Raw genomic sequence first — 21400 nt, 5'->3', positions numbered from 1 at the left:
CTCAAGGTTTCCTATTCCGGGACAGCTGAATCAATCACTTCTAAATAAAGAGGGAATCATGATGTTGCGTCTTGGTAATACCGAGTTTGAGTTGTTAGATACTCACAATATTCATCATAACAAGATAGAGGCAGTGGAATTGGCTACATAAGGAGTCAGTGACCTTTATCGCTTATTCAGCCAACGCAGTTATGCTTATTTTATGATGATGGTTGAAAAGCATCGACTGCATTTTCTTTTCTTCGTATGAGTACTTTTTTTTTGTATGTGTAGCATGTTGTGTGAATTTGATTGATTTTATATTCTTATCGAAAAAAATCGAATAGATTACTAAGTGTTTGAATTTTTTACATAGATTGTGAACAACTGAAGGTCTACATTGTACCTTCTTTATAATGTTAAATAGAAAAAGGAACGTAATAATGAAAAATAAATTAGGTACTTTATTAGTGTCTGTAGGGTTAGGCCTTGGCTTAGCTTCTGGTAGTGTTATAGCTCAAGATCGCGTATTTTTTGGTATCGCAACAGGTGGTACTGGCGGAACATATTATCCTCTAGGCGGTATGCTTGCTCAGGTTATTTCGAATAACTCTGATTTAGGTGACAAGAAAATTTCAGCAACGGCTGAAACAGGTAATGCTTCTGTTGCAAATGCAAGTTTGTTGGGGCGTGGTGCGATTGAATCTGCTTTTGTTGCGGCGGATGTTTTGGATGCGGCTTATAATGGTAAAAATCAATTTGATGGAAAAGCGATTAAAAACTTACGCGCTTTGGGTGCATTATACCCAGAGACGGTTCAACTAGTATCACAACCTGATATTACAAGTTTTGCAGATTTAAAAGGTAAGTCTGTTAGCTCTGGATCACCAGGTTCTGGTCAATGGCAGTTATTGGGTGACCTTCTTGCTGCTTATGGTATGGAACGTAGTGATGTAAAAGAAGATTATTCTTCTTTCTCTCAATCAGCTGAAAAACTAAAAGATGGCAATTTAAATGCGTCTTTAATCACAGCAGGTTCACCGACGTCTTCTATTGTAGAGCTGTCTAATAGCCATAAGGTGAATATCATTCCTTTAACGGGGGCACCAATTGAAGAATTGCGTAAAACTCAACCTTATTACGCTAAAGCAATTCTGCCAGCTGGTACATATAAAGGCATTGATAAAGACGTTGAAACGATTGCGGTTCGTGCTATTTGGGCAACTCATGCGGAATTATCAGACGATGTTGCTTATGCAGTTACCAAAGCTTTGTATGAAAATACAGATACATTGGCGAAAGTTCATGTGAAAGGTAAAGAGATTACTATTCAGTCTGCTTTGGAGTCTGTTTCTATTCCTCTACACCCTGGAGCTGAGCGCTATTACCGTGAAAAAGGCATTATTAAGTAATATTCCTTTATTTGGTTTGGGGGTCGCAGTGTATGCGACCTCTTTTCCTTCATTTGCTACCGCATTAGGTATTAGTCAAACAAGGACAGATAAGTTTTTAGAGTGTGTTGAACTGTATGATAATCGCTTTGATTTAACATTTATTCATTCTGTCTCCCTTACACCTGTTACTGATCAATATGTTGTTATTAAAGAAGAAGGAAAGTTGTCTATTTTACAGACAGCGGAACGTTTTTATGCTCATGGACAGGGTTTACCATCATTGGTAAATGAACCTGATGCTTATACTTTTGAGTCCAATAATGGTGAATTTATTTTGAAGCTAAATCGCGCTATTCCTGATCTGATTGTTCGGACGGATGTTCGATTTAAAAATAAACTTCATACAGCGGACGTTACGGTGAATCTTAATAAATGGTCTGATATTGGGCTTCATATTGTTCCAATAGTATCTTGTGAATCAGACGTGAAACGGTGATGAAAAATGAATAAATCTCGTGAGAAAATGAACACGAATGAAGCAACATTGAGTCAAGAAGAGCTCGATAATCTCGTTAAAAAATACGATAGTGAAAGTAACTTTCGTAATTCGAGAGGTTTATTGAAAATATTTATAACATTGACCTGTGTTGTACTGAGTTTATTTCATATTTATACATCAGGTTTTGGTTTATTAAATGAAATTTCACATAGGGCAACTCACCTTACGTTTATCATGGGGTTGCTATTTCTTGTTTTTCCTAGGAAAGAGCCTAAAAACAAACCACTTAGCGCGGTATTAGGTTTTGCTTATGGTGCGTTTTATCTATTTATCGGTAATCAACTTGCCTCATCTTTGTCAGGGCAGATTCCGACTTGGCAAGTGTATGCTATTTATTTATTTACTCTTGTGATTTCTATTTCTGCGTTGCCTTTTTCCTTTTTAGCAGGAAAAGGCGACAAAGTGGGTGTATTGGATTGGTTATTGGCAATAATGGGAGCCAGTTTTTCTGGGTATCTAGTCTTCTTTTTCCAAGATATTTTTGTCACTAATATTGGCTTTCCTCAGCCACAAGAATACATCATGGGTGGTATGGCGATCTTGTTAGTGCTCGAAGGCGCTAGAAGGACAATGGGAGAGTCGCTGTCTATTATTGGTGTTGTATCATTGTTGTATGCCATGTTTGGGCAATCTTTACCAGGGATGATGGCACACAGAGGTTACGACATTATTCGTTTAGTGGAGCACCTTTATTTAGGAACTGAGGGTATTTACGGTATTGCTCTTGGTGTTGTTGCGACATATGTATTTCACTTTGTATTGTTTGGTGTTCTTGCTCAAGCTTCAGGTCTTGGGCGACTATTTATTGATCTTGCTTCTGTCTTGTCTGGGCGTTATGTCGGTGGTCCTGCGAAAGTTTCGGTTGTTTCTTCAGGTTTCTTTGGGATGATTTCTGGTTCTCCTGTTGCAAACACGGTAACGACAGGCGCTTTCACTATACCTATGATGAAAAAGTATGGATTTAGTGGCCGATTTGCAGCCGCAACTGAAGCCGCTTCTTCTTGTGGTGGCCAAATTACACCTCCGATTATGGGCGCTTCTGCTTTTGTGATGTCTGAGATGTTGGGCGTTCCTTATAATGAGCTAATTCTTGTTGCCATTATCCCTGCGGCATTTCATTATCTAGCAGCTTTGTGCATGGTGCATTTTGAAGCAAGACGCTTAGGCTTGAAGGGAATGCCTCCTGAGGATATCCCTCGGTTGTCTAATGTTATCGCTAAGCATTGGCATCAAATGATTCCACTTATTGTGATGATCACCATGTTGTTGATGCAATTTACACCCTTTTTAGCGGCCTTTTGGGGGATTATTTTGACGGTTGCTTGTTCTTATATCCCACTAGTATTAAAGCCACTTGGGTTTAGCCGATTAGATGCTGATAGTGTATTAACTCCTAAAAAGTTAGTCGAAGGATTAGAGGAAGGTGCAAAGCAATCTATTGCGATTACTGCCGCCTGTGCTTGTGTCGGTTTCTTGTTAGGTGTCACCACATTAACAGGGTTGGGCTTTAAGTTTTCTGGTGCGATCGTTGGTTTGGCGACAGACATTGGGACTTGGTTTACGGCATTAATTCCTTTTGGTCTTCTTGATCAATCTGGAGTTATATTGTTCTTTGCGTTAATTTTGGTGGCGCTTGCTTGTATTTTAATGGGCGCGGGTATACCGACTACACCTACTTATATTATTTTGGCATCGATCGTGGCGCCTGCTTTAGATGACTTTGGTGTAGCCATATTGGCCTCTCATTTCTTCATCTTTTATTACGGTGTTTTGGCGGATGTTACACCACCTGTTGCGCTCGCCGCTTATGCTGGTGCTGGTATCGCGGGTTCTGAACCGATGAAAACAGGAGTAACAGCATTTAGACTATCTATGGGTAAAGCGTTAGTCCCTTTTATGTTTATTTATGCGCCAAGTCTACTTTTCCTCGACTTCGATACGATTGAATTTGCGTTGGCTATGTTCAGTGGTATTCTTTGTATTGTTGCTTTGTCTGCGGCTTATATAGGATTTTTTAATGCAGAATTAAGTACGATGCAAAAGCGCCTACTGACTATTGCTGGTTTAATTTTAGTGGGGAACAATCCTTGGTTTATTGCTGGGGCTTCTGCTGTAGTCCTAACGATACTTTATCGTAATTATGTTGTTGGAAATCGTTCCACTCTTTTAACTTCTTAAATCTAAATTCAGATAATAAGTTACTTTGTCGTATATAAGCGCATAACGTTTTCTGAGATCCAGAAAATATTATGCGCTTTATCACATATGTCATATTTCAATATCCATAATTACTGTTAATAACTATTAACATTTGCATTTGATTTACCTAAAATGTCGGCCGGAATGATGTCATGTAGGCACATACGTCAAGGATGTAACCAGCAGATTCTTACATTTGATATTTTCTTTGTGCATAAGAATGGCCTTTATACAGGTTATTTTTCACTACGATGACTCCCCCATATATTAATCATTGACGCTGAAAATAAGGGACTTTTATGTCTTTATCTCGAAAATTAGGTTGTGTTGCTCTTGGTTTGTTGTGTGCTCTTAACTTGTATGCTGCAGATATTACGGTAACGACAAAGTTCGGTGATGTGGTTGTTAAAGATGAGCCTAAACGTATTGTGACTGTATACGAAGGCGGTTTAGATGGCGCTTTTGCTTTGGGTTTTAAGCCTGTTGGCGCTATTTCAACTCGTGGTGGTGAAGGTGTTGCAAGCTACATCCAAGAGATCGCAAAAGATGTTCCGCTAGTGGGTAGCATGCGAGAATTGAACATTGAAGCCGTTGTTGCTCAGCGTCCTGATGTGATTTTAGCGCCATATTACTTGCCAAAAGAACAGTATGATTTGTTGTCTAGAATTGCACCTACTCTAGTGCCTTTAGAAGGTGGTATTGAGCCAGACGTTTGGATTAACGAGTTTCGTTTTTACGCAAAAGCGTTAAACCGTGAACAATTAGCCGAAGACATTATTGATAAAATCAATGACCGTATTGCCAACATGAAGAAAATGGTTGAAGCGAAGATTTCTGCGGATCAACGCGGCGCTTCTTTGTTGCGTTGGATGCCTCAAGGCGCGGTTATTTTAACGCCAAAATTCTTCTCAAATGCAATTCTTGCTCAAACCGGCTTTGATGTGACTGACGCAGGTTTAGTGAAAAAGGGTCGTCCACACAGCAGTCCTTTAAGCCTAGAAAACCTTCCTAGCATTGATAACGAATGGATCTTTATGGCGACATTAGACGATGAAGCAAGAGATGCATTGGCTGCGGCTGAAAAATCACCTGCTTTTGCTCGCTTAGAAGTGGCAAAAAAAGATCATGTGATTCCAGTTCATGGACAGCTTTGGACAAGTGCGACTGGTCCAATTGCAGCACAAGCGATTCTAGATGACATTCAAAGCGTGCTTGACCATAAATTGCATTAATAATAATGACACTTTGGTTTAATTTAGCGCCCGCGCAAAGATCTACAGTGAGTGTGTTAGTGCCAGCCGTTTTACTGCTGGCACTTTGCTGTGTCTGTAGCTTGTTGTTTGGTGCTGGGGAAATTGGCCCTCGGATGGCAATTCAAGCCTTGCTTGGAAACGGCAGTGATGACGCACATTTTGTTATTTATGAATTACGACTTCCTCGTACTTTAGTGGGATTGGTTGCAGGGCTTTGTTTAGGTGTGGCTGGCGCCTTGATGCAGGCGGTGGCTCGTAACCCATTAGCTGAGCCGGGCTTGCTTGGAGTCAGTGCGGGCAGTGCATTTTCTGTGGCAGTTGCTTTATCACTCGGAATGAGTATCGCAACTTTACCAGTTGAGCTTGCACAACTTGGAGCCTTAATAGGCTGCTTTTGTGTCATTGGTGTGGCGCAAATGCAAGGTCAGAGAAATGACCCTATTCGTTTAGTGTTAGCTGGTGCGGCTTTAACCAGCTTGCTAACCGCCATGACTTCTATCCTCTTGCTTTACAATGAAAAAGCCGCTGATGAAATCCGCTTCTGGGTAACGGGCAGTGTGGCTGGCCGTCATCTTGATCAACTCGTAACCTTACTGCCTTCCTTATTGATTGCTTTGTGCTGTGTACTCTATGTCGCGAGACCTTTGGCGTCTCTCGCATTGGGTGAAAGAGTGGCTATTGGCTTGGGTTATAAACCGAGTCGGATTCGTCTGATTGTTGTGTTTGCCGTTGCTTTATTGGTTGGCGCGGCAACCGCCATTGCTGGGCCAGTGATTTTCGTCGGTTTGGTCGTGCCATTTGCAGCACGAGCTTTAGTTGGTGCAGATATTCGCCGAACCTTGTGGCTTTGTTTACCTTTAGGACCTGTGATGATCATTAGTGCTGATGTCTTTTCAAGGTTGATTGCACAACCTGCTGAAATGCCTTTAGGAGTGCTAACTGCAATTGTGGGCGCACCTGTTTTATTGGTCATTGTTCGCTCTCAACGGTTACCAATATTATGATAAAGCCTTACGATCTAACAACATCCGCACCTGAAGGTTATTGGTGTCTTTCTGTGGCTAACTATGCTTGCTTGGTTGACCGAGCAGCCGTTGCCCGAAATCTGCTTCTGTGTGGTTTTCTGATCATAGCTTGTGTGGCTTCGTTGGCGATTGGAACCGTGGTTTTAGCGCCTTTTGAGGTAGTGAAAGCCTTATTTGGGAAAGGCGATGTGATGAGTCAGTTTGTTGTTCAGGATTTGCGCTTACCGCGATTACTGGCGGGCGTGTATACCGGAGCGGCATTTAGCTTGGCTGGTTGCTTAATGCAAACTTTGGCGCGTAATAGATTGGCGACACCAGGCATTATTGGTATCGACAATGCTGCGATGGCATTTGCGGTTTCATCTATCGTTGGAGTGGGGATTTCACTCGCACCGTCAGCGATGGCGCTAGTTGGTGCGGCCACCGCGACGGCATTGGCTTTTGGTTTGGCTGGCAGTAGTGGAACAAGAGGTTATCGTTTTATTGTTGCTGGTGTTGGCATTGGCGCCATCGCTGGAGCTGTGACGCAGTTATTATTAAGCCAAGTGGCGGTAGACACTGCAAATGCAGCTTATCCTTGGACAGTGGGGAGTTTAAGTGCTCGCTCTGGTTTGATGGTCAGTATTTTGGGCGTTGGGTTATTAGCAAGCCTGATCAGCTGCTTATTGCTCACACACTTTTTTTCGCTTATGTCATTTTCCGACGCGATGGTAACAGGCTTAGGTAGCAACATGAAAACACTTCGTGTTGTGGCCTTGAGTCTGTCGGTTTTATTAACAGGGCTTGCTGTTGCGGTCGCTGGCCCTGTTGGCTTGATTGCATTGATTGGCCCTGAAATGGCCAGAGTCTTTGCTCGTTATCGTGGTATTCCGCTTATTGGCTCTGCATTAGCGGGTGGTTTAATTATGGTGGTTGCTGATTTGGTTGGTCGGACTATTTTATCGCCTATTGAATTACCTGTGGGAATAGTGACTTCTATTGTCGGCGGACCTTACTTAATTTGGATATTGGTTCGCCAAGGCTCCAAGTACACTTTGTAAATGATATTCGCCCTAGGTTTTATAAAAAGGATAGGTATTTCGTGACTCAGTCATTATTGTCGGACGATGTTAAAATAGTCCCTTTAAGCGCAGAAAATTTGACCTTAAAGCACGCTAAAACCACCATCATTGAAAATTTAGATGTTGTTTTACCAAGTGGGAAAGTAACAGCCATTGTTGGTCCAAATGGTTGTGGTAAGTCCACCTTGTTAAACGGCTTGTCGCGTATCCATCTGCCAAGTAATGGTTCGGTTTTATTAGATGGTAAAGACATTCATAAATTACCATCAAAAGAAGTGGCCCGACGTTTGGCTTTGCTGCCGCAAGATACTATAGCGCCGGATGGCATCACAGTGAAAGAATTGATTCGATTTGGTCGTCACCCTCATCAAAGTGCGATGAAGCAATGGGCGATGGGGGATCAAGAAGCCATTGATTATGCATTGAATGCAGCGGACTTAAGTGACTTAGGAAACCGCCTTTTGGACACCTTGTCTGGAGGTCAGCGTCAAAGGGCTTGGATTGCCATGTCGATAGCTCAAGAAACGCCATTGCTGCTATTGGATGAACCAACTTCTGCATTGGATTTAGGGCATCAAATCGAAGTGTTTGAGCTCATAAAAGAGTTGTCTGAAGAAGGTAAAACCATTGCAATGGTTGTACATGATTTGGCGAGCGCATGCCGTTATGCTGATCATGTAATCGCAATGAAAGATGGCAAGATTATTACCCAAGGTTGCCCTAAAACCATTATGACGAAAAAGCTTGTTTTAGAGCTTTATGGCATTGAATGCGATTTAATTCCTGATCCTATGACGGGCAGTCCAATCTTGATCAATATTAAAAGGGTGAAAGCCAAGTAGTGATTAAGTAGAGAATAGAGAGAGGCGAGTTCTCTCACTACTTAGGCTAAGCTCTCAATTTTTTCATTGGTCTTTTCGGCAAGCGTTTCTTTAATGATTTTGGCTAATGTCTTGATTGCTACTTCCCGTCGCTCTGTATCTTGTTCACTGAAGTTCAAACGAAAACAGTTTCTGTATTTGCCTGTTGCAGAAAACAACGGACCTGGCGCAAATCCAACCCCTTCCTTACGACACCTTTCTACTAATTCCATGCTATCAATCTTAGGAGTCAGCTCGACCCATAAAATGAAGCTGCCATCTGGAAAACTGACGCGTGTGTCGCTTGGAAAATGCGTTTTAATGACTTTTAGCAAATGGTCTCTTTGTGGCTCGTAGTTGTGTCGCATTTGGCGTATATGCTTATTGTAGCCACCTTGGCGAATAAATTTGGCAATGGCGAGCTGTGGGAAAACAGGGCACATAGAGCTGCTCACGTACTTCACATGAGTGACTTTGTCGCGATAACGCCCCGGAGCAATCCATCCTACTCGAATACCTGGTGCAATGGATTTAGAGAAAGACGAACATAAAAGGACTCGACCATCGGTATCGAAGGATTTAATGGTTTTTGGTCGAGGGAATTGGTACGAAATATCTCCGTAAATGTCGTCTTCTATTATGGCGATGTCATAGTTCTGCGCTAGTTTATAAAGTTGTTCTTTGCGCTCTTCGGGCATGGTGTAGCCCATTGGATTATTACACGTCGGTGTCACAAAAATAGCTTTGATTGGCCATTGATCTAATGCTAATTCAAGGGCTTCTATGCTCATGCCAGTTTCTGGATGCGTGGGGATTTCCATCGCTTTTAAATTGGCTGCTTTTATGGCTTGCATGGAACCGTAAAAACTTGGAGATTCAATAGCAATGATATCGCCCGGTTCTGTGACGGCCCTTAAGCAAACTGAAATGGCTTCCTGGCAACCGGATGTGACCACTAAATCATCAGGGTGTAGTTGGCAGCCTGATGCAACAGCCAATCGACACAGTTGTGAGCGTAATTCTTCGGCCCCTCGAATGTCCGCATAAGATAAACCTAACTCTGGTTTTTGTTTAGATAAATCCGAGAGGGTTTTGAGCAGCGGCTTTAGTGTAGGGGCTTTCATATCTGGCATAGCATGTTGTAATTGCACGCCTTTGAGACTGCCACGAATCATCAGCATATTGAGGACTTCTTCCCATTGGGAAACCTCAAGAGGGCGCTGTGGTGGCCGCGATGTACTGGGTAAATTGTCTTTTTTGGGCAGGCAAACAAAATAGCCAGACTTTGGCTTTGCTTCGACAAGCTGATCTTGTTCTAGCTGACGATAAGCTTCTTGTACGGTTGAAATACTGACATTGTGCTCCTGTGCCAATTGGCGCACAGAAGGTAGTTTGTCGCCTGCTTTATAGAAGCCATGTTGTATGTGTTCTCGTAAGCGTTTAGCGAGTTTTTGATAAAGTGTCATGGCTTCTCCTTTTTTAAATCTATCTTTTACCTCTTGTCATACATTGTAAAACGTTAAGTCTTGTTGGATAACCATACAGATTTCAATTTATTCTGCCATACAGATCAAAAAATGAAGTTCTGTATGATTATTTTAATGTTTTTTTGAATCTGTATTGCCTTATGGTCTTATTATAAAGTAGCTAATCATACACATGATATCTGCTTAAACGGTTTAAGTAGTGTGACATAAGGGGAAAAAGTTATGCTAATCATCAGTTTTTTTGTTCATATTCAGCATTGCGTTGTGCGTTATAAAACCCGTAAGGCTTTGGTGACATTAACGGCTACACAGATGACAGATATTGGAATGACACAAGAACGTCAGCAAGCGGAACTTTCTCAAGCCTCTGTGAAAGGTTTTACACGAGACCTGATTAATAGAATCAAAAAAGGCAGGGCATTATTATGATGGAATTGTCTTTTTTCTTGGCGTTAGCGACTTTTTCCTTTGTGATGTCTGCAACACCTGGTCCAAATAATATTATGCTGTTAGCGTCTGGTGCTCAGTTTGGTTTTAGACGAACCTTGACTCACATGTTCGGAATTAGCATAGGTATGGCGATATTGATTTCATCTGCTTTACTGGGGCTGGGCGCTTTGTTTTCCTTATATCCACCTTTGTATAGTTTGCTCAAATGGCTGGGAGGCGGTTATTTGTTGTGGTTGGCCTGGAAAATTGCCAACGCGCCTGTGAGTGGTTTATCGACAGACTCTGGTGAAAAATCGGCACCTATGCACTGGTGGCAAGCTGCTTTGTTTCAGTTTATTAATCCAAAGGCTTGGATGATGGCGATCAGCTGTGTAGGAGCCTTTGCTGTTCCTGGGGATTTGTATGTGCAATCGGGGCTTCTTATTCTGGTTATTTTTTCCTGTGTGAATCTTCCAACGATTTCACTTTGGGCCGGATTGGGTGTGAGCATTCGTGGTTGGTTAACGGATACTACTCGTCAAAGAGCGTTTAATATTATGATGGGTGTAGCAACAGGATTAACCTTATTAATGATTATTCAAGACTAATGACATGACTGAAGAACATGCAATGGCACAACAGTGGAGTATTTATATGATTAAAACTCGTATGAATACTCTTTATACAGGAATCAGTCTTGATGTGATGCGTCGCTTTAAAGAGCATTCTGGAGACAGTAAGCGCGCCGCTCGTTACTTAAAAGGTAAAGGGCCATTAGAATTAGTTTGGCAGCAAGAAGTTGGTTCTAAGAGTGATGCTTTGAAGCTGGAGTACCAAATTAAAAAATTAAATAAACGTCAGAAATTACAATTGATTAATGGCGCAATCGACATCCGTTTATTGAAGTAATAGACATCTGGATAAGCTTGTTTTTTTAGGCAATCATTCGTAGCATGATATGTATTCCTTAATGGCTTATAAGATGGAGATAAGGCGCTATGATTAGTCATTTTGACCACATTGTATTGACTGTGGCAAATATAGACAGAGCGGTGTCTTTTTATGAAACCGTACTGCATATGAAAGCGATCACTTTTGGTGACGGGCGAAAAGCCGTGAAGTTTGGTCAGCAAAAAATTAATTTGCAGTTGCCAGGTGAAGAGCTTCGGAATCATGCAATGGAAGGTTCAGGGGATTTGTGCTTGATTACGGATTGGACGATGGATGATGTAATTGCTCACTTAAAAGAATGTGATGTGTCTATTCTAGAAGGCCCTGTTGCTAAATCCGGTGCTCAAGGCCCAATTGAGTCTGTGTACTTTAATGACCCAGACAATAATCTTATTGAAATGAGTGTGTATTTAGACTCAACAGAGAATGAATCAGTGGAGTCTTCATCCGATTCTAATGAGACAAACACTAATGATGAAGAAGCGGAGTAACGGCTTCTAGCACCGCCTGATAAGCTTGTTCTTCATATATTCCAAAACCTTTTAGTTGGCGAGCTTTGATTTTGGTGAAAATAGGCTGTGTTAGGCCTGTTAAGAAGCGAGTAATCAAAACAGCCGTAATCAGTGTGTTTGGGCTTTTATGGTGAACATGCTGAATGAACTCTTCTACGTGCATGGTAAGGTGCTCTTGCCATGCTTCCATTTCAAACGAATTTTCTTCTGTTGTCTTTGGTTTATCCAAGAAAACCAAGACGTTTTTTCGGCACACTGAACAATGACCACATTTCTCAGGCGAGTTTTGATCCCCAAAATAACGGGCGAGATTATGGTTTAAGCAGCTGTCGAGTTGGAAAAAGCGAATCATTGTTGCAATGCGAGAAATTTCTGCAGTTTGCTTTTCTTCAACGTATTCATGTAATTGACTGGCGAGAATCTGGTGATGAAAAGCGTCTGGGTTAATTTGATAAACCTCTGTTAGACCTTTGCTTTCTAGAGTGAGGACGTTTTTGTCAGCTGCAAACTCTAGGACTTGTAAAACTTCGCCTCTCGATAAGCCTGTTTGGTTAAATAGCTGCTCGAAGTTAGGCGTCCCCCAGATTTTTTTGTATAGAATGCCTTTTAAAATGGCTTGATAGGCGCTTTGCCATTCTGGTGGAATCTGGCTTGCAAAAGCGATTCTGTCTCCTTCCCATTTGAGTCGAACATCAGCGTAGTAACTGTACTTTGGCGTTATTGCGCCAAGCAGCTCTAATTGAACGAGTAAGGTCTTTAAGGGTAAAGAGCGGATGTTGGTTTGGTTAGACAATCCATAAAGCTGAGTTTCCCACTCTAAATCATTGGTTTGTTCTGCAATGATGGTGAGTAATGAATCGATATTTTGTGGTTCTGGTGTGTCGCCATAAACAAAGTTTTCGAGTGTATGTAGGCCTTCTAGATTTGCTAGTAAAACACATCGACTAGCTTGGTTGTCTCGCCCTGCGCGACCAATTTCTTGACTGTAATTTTCAATGGATTTAGGTAAGTCATAATGCACAACTAAACGAATATCGGATTTATCAATGCCCATTCCAAAGGCAATGGTCGCCACTATGATGCGAGTTTTCCCAATCATAAAGTCAGCTTGGATTTGACTTCGAATCTCATTTCCTAAGCCAGCATGGTAAGCCGTTGCTGAATAGCCATCAGCGCGTAATGCGTTGGCAAGGTCTTCTGCTGTTTTTTGTTGAGTGACGTAAACAATGCTCGCACCTTGTGGGGGATTTTGAGAGTCATTTAGTACTGTTTTTAATTGGTTAAGTTTCTCGTGACTGGGGGGCTGAATCAGATCGATGTCTAAATTACTTCGATAGAATCCTGTTTGCACTATGTGTTCTGGGTGGATAGAAAACTTTTGTGCCATGTCTTTTTGTACTCGACGTGTCGCGGTTGCGGTAAGCAATAAGACTAAGGGAATGGCTAATTCTTGCTGGTAATGGGGGAGCTTTAGATAATCTGGTCGAAAGTTGTGCCCCCATTCCGAGATACAGTGGGCTTCGTCAACGACTAGCATAGATATTGGAATCTGTTTGATAAAGCGTCGAAAACGTTCATTTTTAAAGCGTTCTACTGAGATCATTAAGACTTTAATTGAGCCGCTTTGAACGCCACTCATAACAGCTTGGCTTTCTTCTTTTGTTTGGCTTGAGTCTAAGCTTGCTGCAGCAATGTTTTTAGAACGTAAGAATTCGAGCTGGTCATGCATTAAGGCAATGAGCGGCGAAATTACTAAAGTTAAATGAGGAAGTTGCGTTGCTGTGAATTGATAGCATAAGGATTTACCTGAGCCAGTTGGAAAAACCGCAAGAGAAGAGTGCCCAGATAAAAGTTGTTCAATGGTTTGCCTTTGCCCTTCACGGAATTGGTCAAAGCCAAACAAAGAGAGTAGTGAGTTTTCCATAGTTTCTGTCGAATCCATTCGTATCATCGGGAAATATTTCCCCATTCTAGTTCGCAATTTTTTAATTCATTTAAGTGATTTAGCCAATACTCTTCTGAGCCAAACCAAGGAAATGCTTTTACAAACGCAGGGTCGTTCCATCGACTCTGCAACCAAGCGGCGTAATTGATCACACGTACACTTTTGAATACATCGATTAAGTCTAGTTCTCTTGTTTCAAAGGGCAAATAGCTTTCGTAGCCTTCAATAATTTCGCTGAGCTGCTGTCTTGGGCTTTCTGTCTGGGTTAAATGCAGCCATAAATCTTGTACGGCGACACCATTTTGACAGTCATCAAAGTCCAATAAATGAAACTGACCTTGATACAGCATGAGGTTACTACGGTGGCTGTCCCCATGCACTGGGCGCAGCTGAGCTGGCCAATAAGTTTGTATGCGCTTTTCACACATTTCTCGTAACTTGTTGATTTGCTGCTGATAAATCGGTGCCAGCTTCTTAGGTAAAAAATTTTTCGATAGGATTTGCTTTGCAGCTTGATCAATTTGCGTCAAAGGTGACACGCTGATTCGTTGCGAGAAAGGTTGGTCTGACATTTTTTGATGTACTTGACCCATGAGTTCGCCTAACTGATAGAGCTCATCTAAGTTATCGGCCTCAGGGTGTTGCCCAACTAATCTTGGCGACAAGCAGAAAAAAAGCCCTTTATGGTTAAAAAGGCTTTTACCTTCAAATTCTAATGGTGCAACAACTGGGACATCGTCTGCTTTTAGCTTTAGTAATGTCGTATGCTCTTCAAGGATTTGTGCTTCAGTCCAGCGTTCTGGTCGATAAAATTTGGCAATGACAGGAGAGCTGTCTTCAATTCCCACTTGATAAACTCTGTTTTCATAACTGTTTAAAGGGTAAATCCGAGAGTCACTCCAAAGTCCTGTGGATTCAACGGCATCCAAGATAACATCAGGAATAAGAGAGGAAAGAGCTAGGCTAGCCGGTGTTCTGGCTTTGTCAGTTTGATTGACTGAAGTGTTATCGTTTGCAGACATGGTTTAATCTCTTAAATTTACCTTTAGCTCATAGTGTTAGCACTAGAGGCAGAAAATCAAACGGTGACGATAACGAGGACGGGGCATTATAGCAAGCAAAGGTAAAGATAAAGAAGAGCTACTGTTTTAAGCCAAGGCGTTTTTCTAGCGTATAAGTTTGGGCGTCTGTTAATGGAGAGGCTTGCTTTGAGTTAATCAGATGGTTCCATTGCATCCAAGATTTGACTGCGGCTTCTTGATGGTTTCGAGCCAAATGCTGCTGTATTTCAAGCCGAAATGAGTTAGAAACCACGGCAGGGTTTGTTTTTCCAAAAGTGCGTAGTCTTATTAATATGCGCTTAAATTTGTCTGCCAATTTAAGATTATCTTCAGCGGACTCCATCAAATGGGTAATGCATTTCAAAATATCGTAATGATATTCTACTTTTTCAAATGCGGTTTCTCGAGTTAAACGAATGACACGAGAATAGGCTTGTTCAGCTGTCGTCCAATCTTCCATAGCCATACTGATTTGAGCCAAGCGTACAGATCGATCAATGGCTCGAGGCGATACTTCAATTACTTTTACCATGGCAGTTTGTGCTGCTTCCAAATTACCTAAACCCTCTTGAACGTCGGCAAGTAAGTCATAGGCAGATAAGAAGTAACGACTTAGCTGAATGGTATCTTCTAGCTTTTTAATTGTTGCAAGGGAGTTACCAAGCTTCAATTCACATAACGCCACACCAAAGTGAGCCCAGGCTAGGTTCTTATTCTTTTGAATAATTAACATGTAATGCCGTTTAGCGTCTTTATAATGTCCGCGTGCATGGAGTGATTCACCGATGATTTTAAGGCATTGGCTTGTAAAGTTTGGATGTTGCGCCATAACGTCTTTTGCGAGTGTTTCCATTAACTCGTAGTTTTTCATTTTTCGCGCTATATTGATGTCTTCGAGTATTTTCTTCTGTTTCTGTACTCGTTCGAATCGACGATAAAAAGCGGCTGGCGGGAAAGGCTTAACTATATAGCTGTCAGGTTGGTATTCCAATACATTTACAACACTTTCGTAAGCTGTATCTGCAGTAATCATAATGAAAATAGTGGAGTGATCTTGAGAGTAGTTTTTGCGGGCGGTTTCTAATATTTGCTGTCCATCAATGCTGCCATTTAGGTTGTAATCTGACAATACGATATCATAGTGCTTTTCTAAAATGCGTTTAATGGCGAATTGGCCGGACGACTCAACATCAATATTAGAGTAACCCAAAGACATCATGAAGGACTTCAGCATGATACGCATTTCGCCAATGTCTTCGATAATCAAAACACGTTTTTTTGATAAGTCAGTGAGTTTTTGTTGACTTAAATTGCTATTGTCCGTGTTGCTAAGTGTTACATTAGTCACAATATTACCTGATAATTAAGCCTTTAATAAATCCTATCTTCATCCACTTATAGCAATGAGATTGAAAGAATACTAGATACATTACTTACTTTACTAAAAATTAAATAATGTTATGAAAAAATTAACCTTTTATGTAGGTTTTAATGCTTCGATGATAAGTACTAGTTTAGTCTTACTGCCCTTGTTTTATATTGACCTTCTATAATCTGCGTTAAACACTAGAAAAATAATAATTAAAAGAGAAGGGAAGTATGATGTCGTATTTTCAATTTTTCAGTGCTCTAGGTGTCTTCGTACTGTTTGTAGCTATTTTTTTGAAGCTATGTCATTACCTTATGTGATTGTAGGCTCCTTGCTTAGTCTCTTTTCAATCCTCTTAAACTTACCAAATAAAGCTCAGAAATCACATAGAAATGATATCACTATCAAGCAGGAGCAAGATTTCTTTTTTTAGATATGAGTAAAAAAGTCACGGCTGAAACATCAAAATGGCAATAGGCGCGGCGGAAGTGTCTCACTTTGTCGATACGCTGACTAAAGATATTCATTATACTCATACGGACAGTGAACAAATCGCTCAAGCCGTTGAAAGTATTGTCCAATACTGGTCTGACGTTGTCTCATAATCTAGGGCAACTATCAGAAATGATTTCTCATACCGCTCAGTCGAGTTAAACAGCACAAGCGGCATTGACTCACAGTGCTGAGCAAATAAATGAACTTACTAAAAAGTGCAAAGAGCCAGCAAGCAATTGGCATTATTGACGAAACGTGCCGATGACATAGATAGCATCACCGCTGTGATTATTGGTGTTTCGGAACAAACCAATCCTCAAAAATACAGTACTGCGTATGACGTTTTTAGTGACCAGACTTTCCCAGCGATTCAGGAAGCAGTTTTAGATAAATATGAAGAAGTGATGTTTGCTGGTGCTGTAGATGTTAATGGCTATTTTCCGACACATAATAAAAAGTTAAGCCAACCTTTAAGTGGCGATTTCGAAAAAGACCTAGTCAATAATCGTACTAAGCGGATCTTCAATGATCCAACTGGATCCCGATGCGGCGCACATACGGATACTTTTTATTGCAAATTTATAAGCGCGATACCGGTGGTGAGATTCTTCATGATTTATCGGTTCCTATTTTTGTCAACGGTGAACACTGGGGTGGCTTTCGTATGGGTTTCAAACCTAAGGTGTAGAGTTAAGTTGGGTTTATACGGTAAATTGCGTGACCAATTGTCGTAATTGAGATGCGCAATCTTGTAGGTTGTTAACCGATGTTTGAATGTCGTTTGAATTGTGACTTGTTTCTCCACTGATATCGGCGATGCTTTCTAATGTTTGGTGAACTGTTTGAGACGATTCATGCTGACGGTTCGCCGCTTCACTGATATCGCTGTTGATTTGTGAAATCGATAACACACCATTTGCGATGTCAGTAAAAGCCTGTCCTGCTTGTGATGTTTGCTCTGCACCTTGGCTTGCAGTGTCTTTTGCCAATGACATGACATCCACTGTTTTCATAGTTTGTTGAGTTAGCTGTTCGATTAATCCTCCAATTTCCGTTGCGGCTAACTGGGAACGCTGCGCTAATTGCCGAACTTCGTCGGCAACAACGGCAAAGCCTCGACCTTGTTCTCCGGCCCTAGCGGCTTCAATTGCTGCGTTTAATGCCAATAAATTGGTTTGATCTGCAACCTCGCTAATAACCCCTAATCTATCGTTGATATGGGTAACTGCTTCGCGCAATTTTTGAATTTGCACTGCTGCGTCACCAACTTCATTTGAAAGCTGCTGAATGTCTTGGTTTGCTTTATCCATCACTCCCAATCCTTGTTTGGAGTGCTTACCTAATTCTTGAGTGGTGCTGTTGGCTTGTTCCGCAATAGTTAATGTTTCATGTACCGAGGCCATGACGCTTTGCATCAGAGTGGAAGCCTTTTCGATATTGAATAACTGCTGAGTGACGCCTTGGGCTGTTTTGTTTGTCGATAGATTTGTTTGGTCAACTATGATGTCTAGCGTTTCACTAGAATGACTGACATTACGCACAATGGTCTGAAAATCATTCATCATGCTGTTAAACGCATGAGACATTTCTCCCATTTCATCGTGGCCACTGAACTCGACACGTTGAGTTAAATCACCAGAATGCTGAACGGAAGTCATTGTTTCGCATAAAGATGTTACTCGGCTTGTGACTAATTGAATGATGTAAAGTGCTGTGCCTCCAACCAAGATAGTTAATACACCGACTAAAATACTGTAATCCACTAAAGCTGTTAGGAAGAAATCAATCACGGCGTCCATGGAAGAAGTGGCAACAATTGTGATATTCCATGGCGAAAAGTAAAAGCTGCTGGCAATAAATCGATGGAGTGAGCCGTTCGTATCTTTAAAGGAGAACTCAATACTCTCCTTGTTTTTCTTTGAAGGCGTACTAGAAGTGCTTGATTGTAATGCATTAACGAGAGAGCTTGGTGCTTTTGTTCCTTGGTAGCTGTTTGGAGCAGAAAGCAAAGTATGATTACTTTTCTCTATTACCCAAAGGCCTTGGTTATCGCCATAGTTAAAATTCGCGAGCAATTGAATTGCTTTTTGTTTGGTGTCTTTTTCTGTTAGATGATTGGCTTCTTGTTGCTCAAAGATGGGTAAAATAGCTGTATGGACTATGTCTAAAATATCCTTGGTTCGGTCTTTTCTGGCGTCCACATGGCTGTTAAATAAAGTAGTGAGGGAAACAATAATAAGCGCTGTGGTTCCGACTGACATGAGCCCAATAATAGCCCATAATTTGTAACGAATTTTAATGTTATTAATGCGATCCTGCATTTTCTCTCCACCGCGTATGAGGTTGTTGTTTGGTCGTGATTTAATGGAAGCAGAGAAATAGCCCTACATTGAAGCTAGGTTAAAGGGTTTAGAAAAAACTGCCTAGGTGAAAAGATTGCTCTAAGTCATTGTTTTGTTATTTATTGATTCATTTCATTTGGAAAAGCAGTAAGAGGAAATTTTTGGATTATTGTTTCGTATTTTTTATTGCTTTTTTATCGGCGACTATTTTACCTTTAGGCTCAGAAAGCGCCTTGCTTTTTTACGCTTCTGATGGCTCGTTACCCGTATTTTCTCTTTGGCTTGTTGCCAGTTTAGGGAACACATTAGGCGGTGCTGTGAATTGGTGGATTGGTTTGTATTTACTGAGATATCAAGATAAAAAATGGTTTCCAATCAGTCATACTACGCGAGTTAAAGCAGAAAAAGTTTTTAATCGTTATGGCATTTTTAGCTTATTATTCACTTGGTTACCTGTTGTTGGTGATGGGATTGCTTTAATATCAGGTGTATTACGAACCTCTATCTGGTATTTTTTACCTTTAGTATTTGCAGGTAAAGCAATACGTTACGCTTTAATTTTATGGGGACAAAACCTGTTCTTTAGTTAAGATGATGCTTTTTTACCCTAGAGCATCAGTAAAGAATGCAGTGCCTTAATGATTTAATAGGAGAGTTGAACAATGGGAATAGCAAAAAAATTGGTCCTTGTTATTGCTGGATTATCATTAGGTGCTTGTTCGTCTGTAGGAGAGAGAGAAGAGTTCTTGAGCTTCAATGATGTACAGATGAAAGTCCGTGAGCATGATGAAAAATTGAAAAATGTACAACCTACATTAACAAGAATCGATGTTTTAGAAGCTGAAATCGCAGACTTAAAAGAAGAAAGAGCTACTCTGGCTAATAAGATCGAAGAAATAGAGCATATGGCTCAAAGTAATATGCATAATGCCAAAAAGATGGAGCCAGAAACGTCAGTTTCAGCTAGTAAGGGAGTGATTAAGACTGATGCCGATAAAGTAGAAGTAACACCTCTAAAACCATTAAAAATGGAGACAGAGGCTCTCTCTCTAAAAGAGTATGGTGTTCAGCTTGCAGCTTATAGAACTAGGCTCGAAGTTATTCATGCCTGGAATCAATTAAAAAGGAATGATTCAGCGTCTTTTAAAGGTCTTGAACCTCGTGTTTACCAAAAAACAATTAATAAGCGAGATATGTATCAATTGAAAGTGGGAGGTTTTCCAATTAAATCTGATGCGGAACGCTTTTGTAATGTATTGAGAAAGAAAGGAAAAGATTGCTTTGTGACTCAATATAATGGTGATAGTTTTTATAACTAACTATACTTTCTATAAAATGCCAGAACATGTGTTCTGGCATTTTATATCGATTCTTTTTGAAAAATCAGCTAAATAAGCTTTAACTCTTCCATAATTGTTCGAATCGTGGCCTTTGTGCTTTCTTGTAAAGGCACAATAGGTAAACGGCACTCCTCTGAACACAATCCAAGCAGGGACAGCGCGTATTTTGGCCCTGAAGGGTTAGGCTCGATGAATAGGGCGTTATGTAACGCAAATAATTTGTCTTGTAAATCAGCCGCTTCACGAAATAAGCCTTGATTACATAATCTATGCAATTCTGCGACTTGCTTTGGCACAATGTTAGAAGTGACAGAGATACAGCCTTGACCGCCTCCAACATTATAAGCAATCGCCGTTATGTCATCACCGCTTAGGTAGTCAAAAGGTTTGGTGATGAGAGTTCGTTCACGAATTGGGCGAGTTAGATCTCCTGTAGCATCTTTTACACCGATGACTCGCGGCAACTCAGCAAGACGCGCCAATGTTGCCACTTCCACACCAACAATAGCACGAGGTGGGATGTTATAAATAATCATAGGGAGCTTGCTGTTGTCATGTACATATTTGAAATGTTCATACAAGCCAGTTTGATTTGGTCGGTTGTAATATCCGGCAACATGTAAAGTCGCATCTGCGCCAGCTTGGTAAGCAAACTCAGAGTAATTTACTGCTTCAATAGGATTGTTTGATCCAGCACCGGCTAGAACAGGTATAGCTTTGTTTGTTTCTTGAACTGTAATTTCAATAACTCGCTTGTGCTCTTCTTCACTCAAAGTAGGTGATTCGCCTGTTGTGCCAACAGGAACTAGACCATTGATCCCTTGATCTATTTGCCAGCGCACTATGTGGCGTAAAGCTTCTTCGTCAAGCTGACCATTTCTAAAGGGAGTAATTAACGCTGTGATTGCACCGTGAAACATACAGTTACCTTATATATTTTAGCCGGAGCATTTTGCTGAAAAGAGAGAGTTCGTCCGCCAGCAAGAGTGCTGCCGGGGAGTTTTGAATCTTAAATCCGCACGTCAGCACCGCAAAGCTTCTTAGCCTTACGTTTATCGCCGTTGCGTTTGTTTAAGAAAGAGTGATTCATAAAGTTCGTTACATGTACTTATTGAGTTTTTTCTATGCTGCCGTGTTCT

Annotated in this window: 21 protein-coding genes; 15 read left to right on the top strand and 6 right to left on the bottom strand. The window is 41.0% G+C overall.

Annotation, left to right across the window (positions count from 1 at the left end; all coding sequences use genetic code 11):
* Positions 1-422 precede the first annotated feature (422 nt).
* The 7 genes from ABFY09_RS00860 (at position 423) to ABFY09_RS00830 (ending at position 8312) form a co-directional block, all read left to right on the top strand.
* Positions 423-1391: a TAXI family TRAP transporter solute-binding subunit gene (locus ABFY09_RS00860; RefSeq protein ID WP_347982399.1), complete on the top strand. Its 969-nt coding sequence runs from the start codon at positions 423-425 to the stop codon at positions 1389-1391.
* Complete coding sequence (locus tag ABFY09_RS00855; protein WP_347982398.1) at positions 1369-1869, top strand: DUF1850 domain-containing protein; 501 nt, start codon at positions 1369-1371, stop codon at positions 1867-1869. The genes ABFY09_RS00860 and ABFY09_RS00855 overlap by 23 nt, the downstream gene beginning before the upstream one ends.
* A 6-nt stretch (positions 1870-1875) precedes the next feature.
* Positions 1876-4110, top strand: a complete 2235-nt coding sequence (locus ABFY09_RS00850; protein ID WP_347982397.1) for a TRAP transporter permease — start codon at positions 1876-1878, stop codon at positions 4108-4110.
* 320 nt (positions 4111-4430) lie between these two features.
* Entirely contained in the window at positions 4431-5363 is a 933-nt protein-coding gene (locus ABFY09_RS00845; protein WP_347982396.1) for an iron-siderophore ABC transporter substrate-binding protein, read from the top strand.
* A 5-nt stretch (positions 5364-5368) separates the two neighbouring features.
* Positions 5369-6388: an iron ABC transporter permease gene (locus tag ABFY09_RS00840; protein WP_347982395.1), complete on the top strand. Its 1020-nt coding sequence runs from the start codon at positions 5369-5371 to the stop codon at positions 6386-6388.
* The gene (locus tag ABFY09_RS00835; protein WP_347982394.1) at positions 6385-7449 is read left to right on the top strand and encodes an iron ABC transporter permease; all 1065 of its coding nucleotides are present in this window, start codon (positions 6385-6387) and stop codon (positions 7447-7449) included. Before ABFY09_RS00840 ends, ABFY09_RS00835 begins: the two co-directional genes overlap by 4 nt.
* A 41-nt stretch (positions 7450-7490) precedes the next feature.
* A complete protein-coding gene (locus tag ABFY09_RS00830) occupies positions 7491-8312 on the top strand; it encodes an ABC transporter ATP-binding protein (protein WP_347982393.1) in 822 nt (273 codons plus the stop codon).
* A 41-nt stretch (positions 8313-8353) separates the two neighbouring features.
* On the opposite strand, the gene ABFY09_RS00825 is transcribed toward ABFY09_RS00830, so the two are convergent.
* Positions 8354-9796: a PLP-dependent aminotransferase family protein gene (locus tag ABFY09_RS00825; protein ID WP_347982392.1), complete on the bottom strand. Its 1443-nt coding sequence runs from the start codon at positions 9794-9796 to the stop codon at positions 8354-8356.
* Between the two features lie 243 nt (positions 9797-10039).
* On the opposite strand from ABFY09_RS00825, the gene ABFY09_RS00820 reads away from it, so the two are divergent.
* The 4 genes from ABFY09_RS00820 to ABFY09_RS00805 all read left to right on the top strand — a co-directional run bounded on the left by ABFY09_RS00820 (position 10040) and on the right by ABFY09_RS00805 (position 11688).
* Positions 10040-10246, top strand: coding sequence for a hypothetical protein (locus ABFY09_RS00820; protein ID WP_347982391.1), 207 nt, complete (start codon positions 10040-10042; stop codon positions 10244-10246).
* Entirely contained in the window at positions 10243-10854 is a 612-nt protein-coding gene (locus ABFY09_RS00815) for a LysE family translocator (RefSeq protein WP_347982390.1), read from the top strand. Before ABFY09_RS00820 ends, ABFY09_RS00815 begins: the two co-directional genes overlap by 4 nt.
* 4 nt (positions 10855-10858) lie before the next feature.
* On the top strand, positions 10859-11155 hold the full coding sequence (locus ABFY09_RS00810; RefSeq protein ID WP_347982389.1) for a GIY-YIG nuclease family protein: 297 nt from the start codon (positions 10859-10861) through the stop codon (positions 11153-11155).
* A gap of 89 nt (positions 11156-11244) precedes the next feature.
* On the top strand, positions 11245-11688 hold the full coding sequence (locus ABFY09_RS00805; RefSeq protein WP_347982388.1) for a VOC family protein: 444 nt from the start codon (positions 11245-11247) through the stop codon (positions 11686-11688).
* Here ABFY09_RS00805 and ABFY09_RS00800 read toward each other — a convergent pair.
* The 3 genes from ABFY09_RS00800 to ABFY09_RS00790 form a co-directional block, all read right to left on the bottom strand.
* Positions 11666-13651, bottom strand: a complete 1986-nt coding sequence (locus tag ABFY09_RS00800; RefSeq protein WP_347982387.1) for a RecQ family ATP-dependent DNA helicase — start codon at positions 13649-13651, stop codon at positions 11666-11668. The two genes, ABFY09_RS00805 and ABFY09_RS00800, sit on opposite strands and share 23 nt — an antisense overlap.
* Positions 13652-13656: 5 nt before the next feature.
* Positions 13657-14676 (bottom strand): serine/threonine protein kinase, encoded by a 1020-nt coding sequence (locus ABFY09_RS00795; RefSeq protein ID WP_347982386.1) that lies wholly within the window; start codon positions 14674-14676, stop codon positions 13657-13659.
* 118 nt (positions 14677-14794) lie between these two features.
* Positions 14795-16063: a response regulator gene (locus ABFY09_RS00790; RefSeq protein ID WP_347982385.1), complete on the bottom strand. Its 1269-nt coding sequence runs from the start codon at positions 16061-16063 to the stop codon at positions 14795-14797.
* Between the two features lie 488 nt (positions 16064-16551).
* Here ABFY09_RS00790 and ABFY09_RS00785 point away from each other — a divergent pair, with 488 nt between their 5' ends.
* A complete protein-coding gene (locus ABFY09_RS00785; RefSeq protein ID WP_347982384.1) occupies positions 16552-16689 on the top strand; it encodes a hypothetical protein in 138 nt (45 codons plus the stop codon).
* A 105-nt stretch (positions 16690-16794) separates the two neighbouring features.
* A complete protein-coding gene (locus ABFY09_RS00780) occupies positions 16795-17313 on the top strand; it encodes a hypothetical protein (RefSeq protein ID WP_347982383.1) in 519 nt (172 codons plus the stop codon).
* Here the strand turns inward: ABFY09_RS00780 and ABFY09_RS00775 are convergent.
* The gene (locus ABFY09_RS00775; RefSeq protein WP_347982382.1) at positions 17281-18900 is read right to left on the bottom strand and encodes a methyl-accepting chemotaxis protein; all 1620 of its coding nucleotides are present in this window, start codon (positions 18898-18900) and stop codon (positions 17281-17283) included. The two genes, ABFY09_RS00780 and ABFY09_RS00775, sit on opposite strands and share 33 nt — an antisense overlap.
* A 182-nt stretch (positions 18901-19082) precedes the next feature.
* Here ABFY09_RS00775 and ABFY09_RS00770 point away from each other — a divergent pair, with 182 nt between their 5' ends.
* Positions 19083-19511: a YqaA family protein gene (locus ABFY09_RS00770; protein ID WP_347982381.1), complete on the top strand. Its 429-nt coding sequence runs from the start codon at positions 19083-19085 to the stop codon at positions 19509-19511.
* Between the two features lie 72 nt (positions 19512-19583).
* Complete coding sequence (locus ABFY09_RS00765; RefSeq protein ID WP_347982380.1) at positions 19584-20240, top strand: SPOR domain-containing protein; 657 nt, start codon at positions 19584-19586, stop codon at positions 20238-20240.
* Between the two features lie 68 nt (positions 20241-20308).
* Here the strand turns inward: ABFY09_RS00765 and dapA are convergent, their stop codons facing one another.
* Positions 20309-21181 (bottom strand): 4-hydroxy-tetrahydrodipicolinate synthase, encoded by an 873-nt coding sequence (gene dapA, locus ABFY09_RS00760; protein WP_347982379.1) that lies wholly within the window; start codon positions 21179-21181, stop codon positions 20309-20311.
* Positions 21182-21400: the final 219 nt, after the last annotated feature.

The organism is Marinomonas sp. 5E14-1, assembly GCF_039939215.1.
Lineage (GTDB): Bacteria > Pseudomonadota > Gammaproteobacteria > Pseudomonadales > Marinomonadaceae > Marinomonas.
This window is presented reverse-complemented; position numbering and strand designations above follow the sequence as displayed.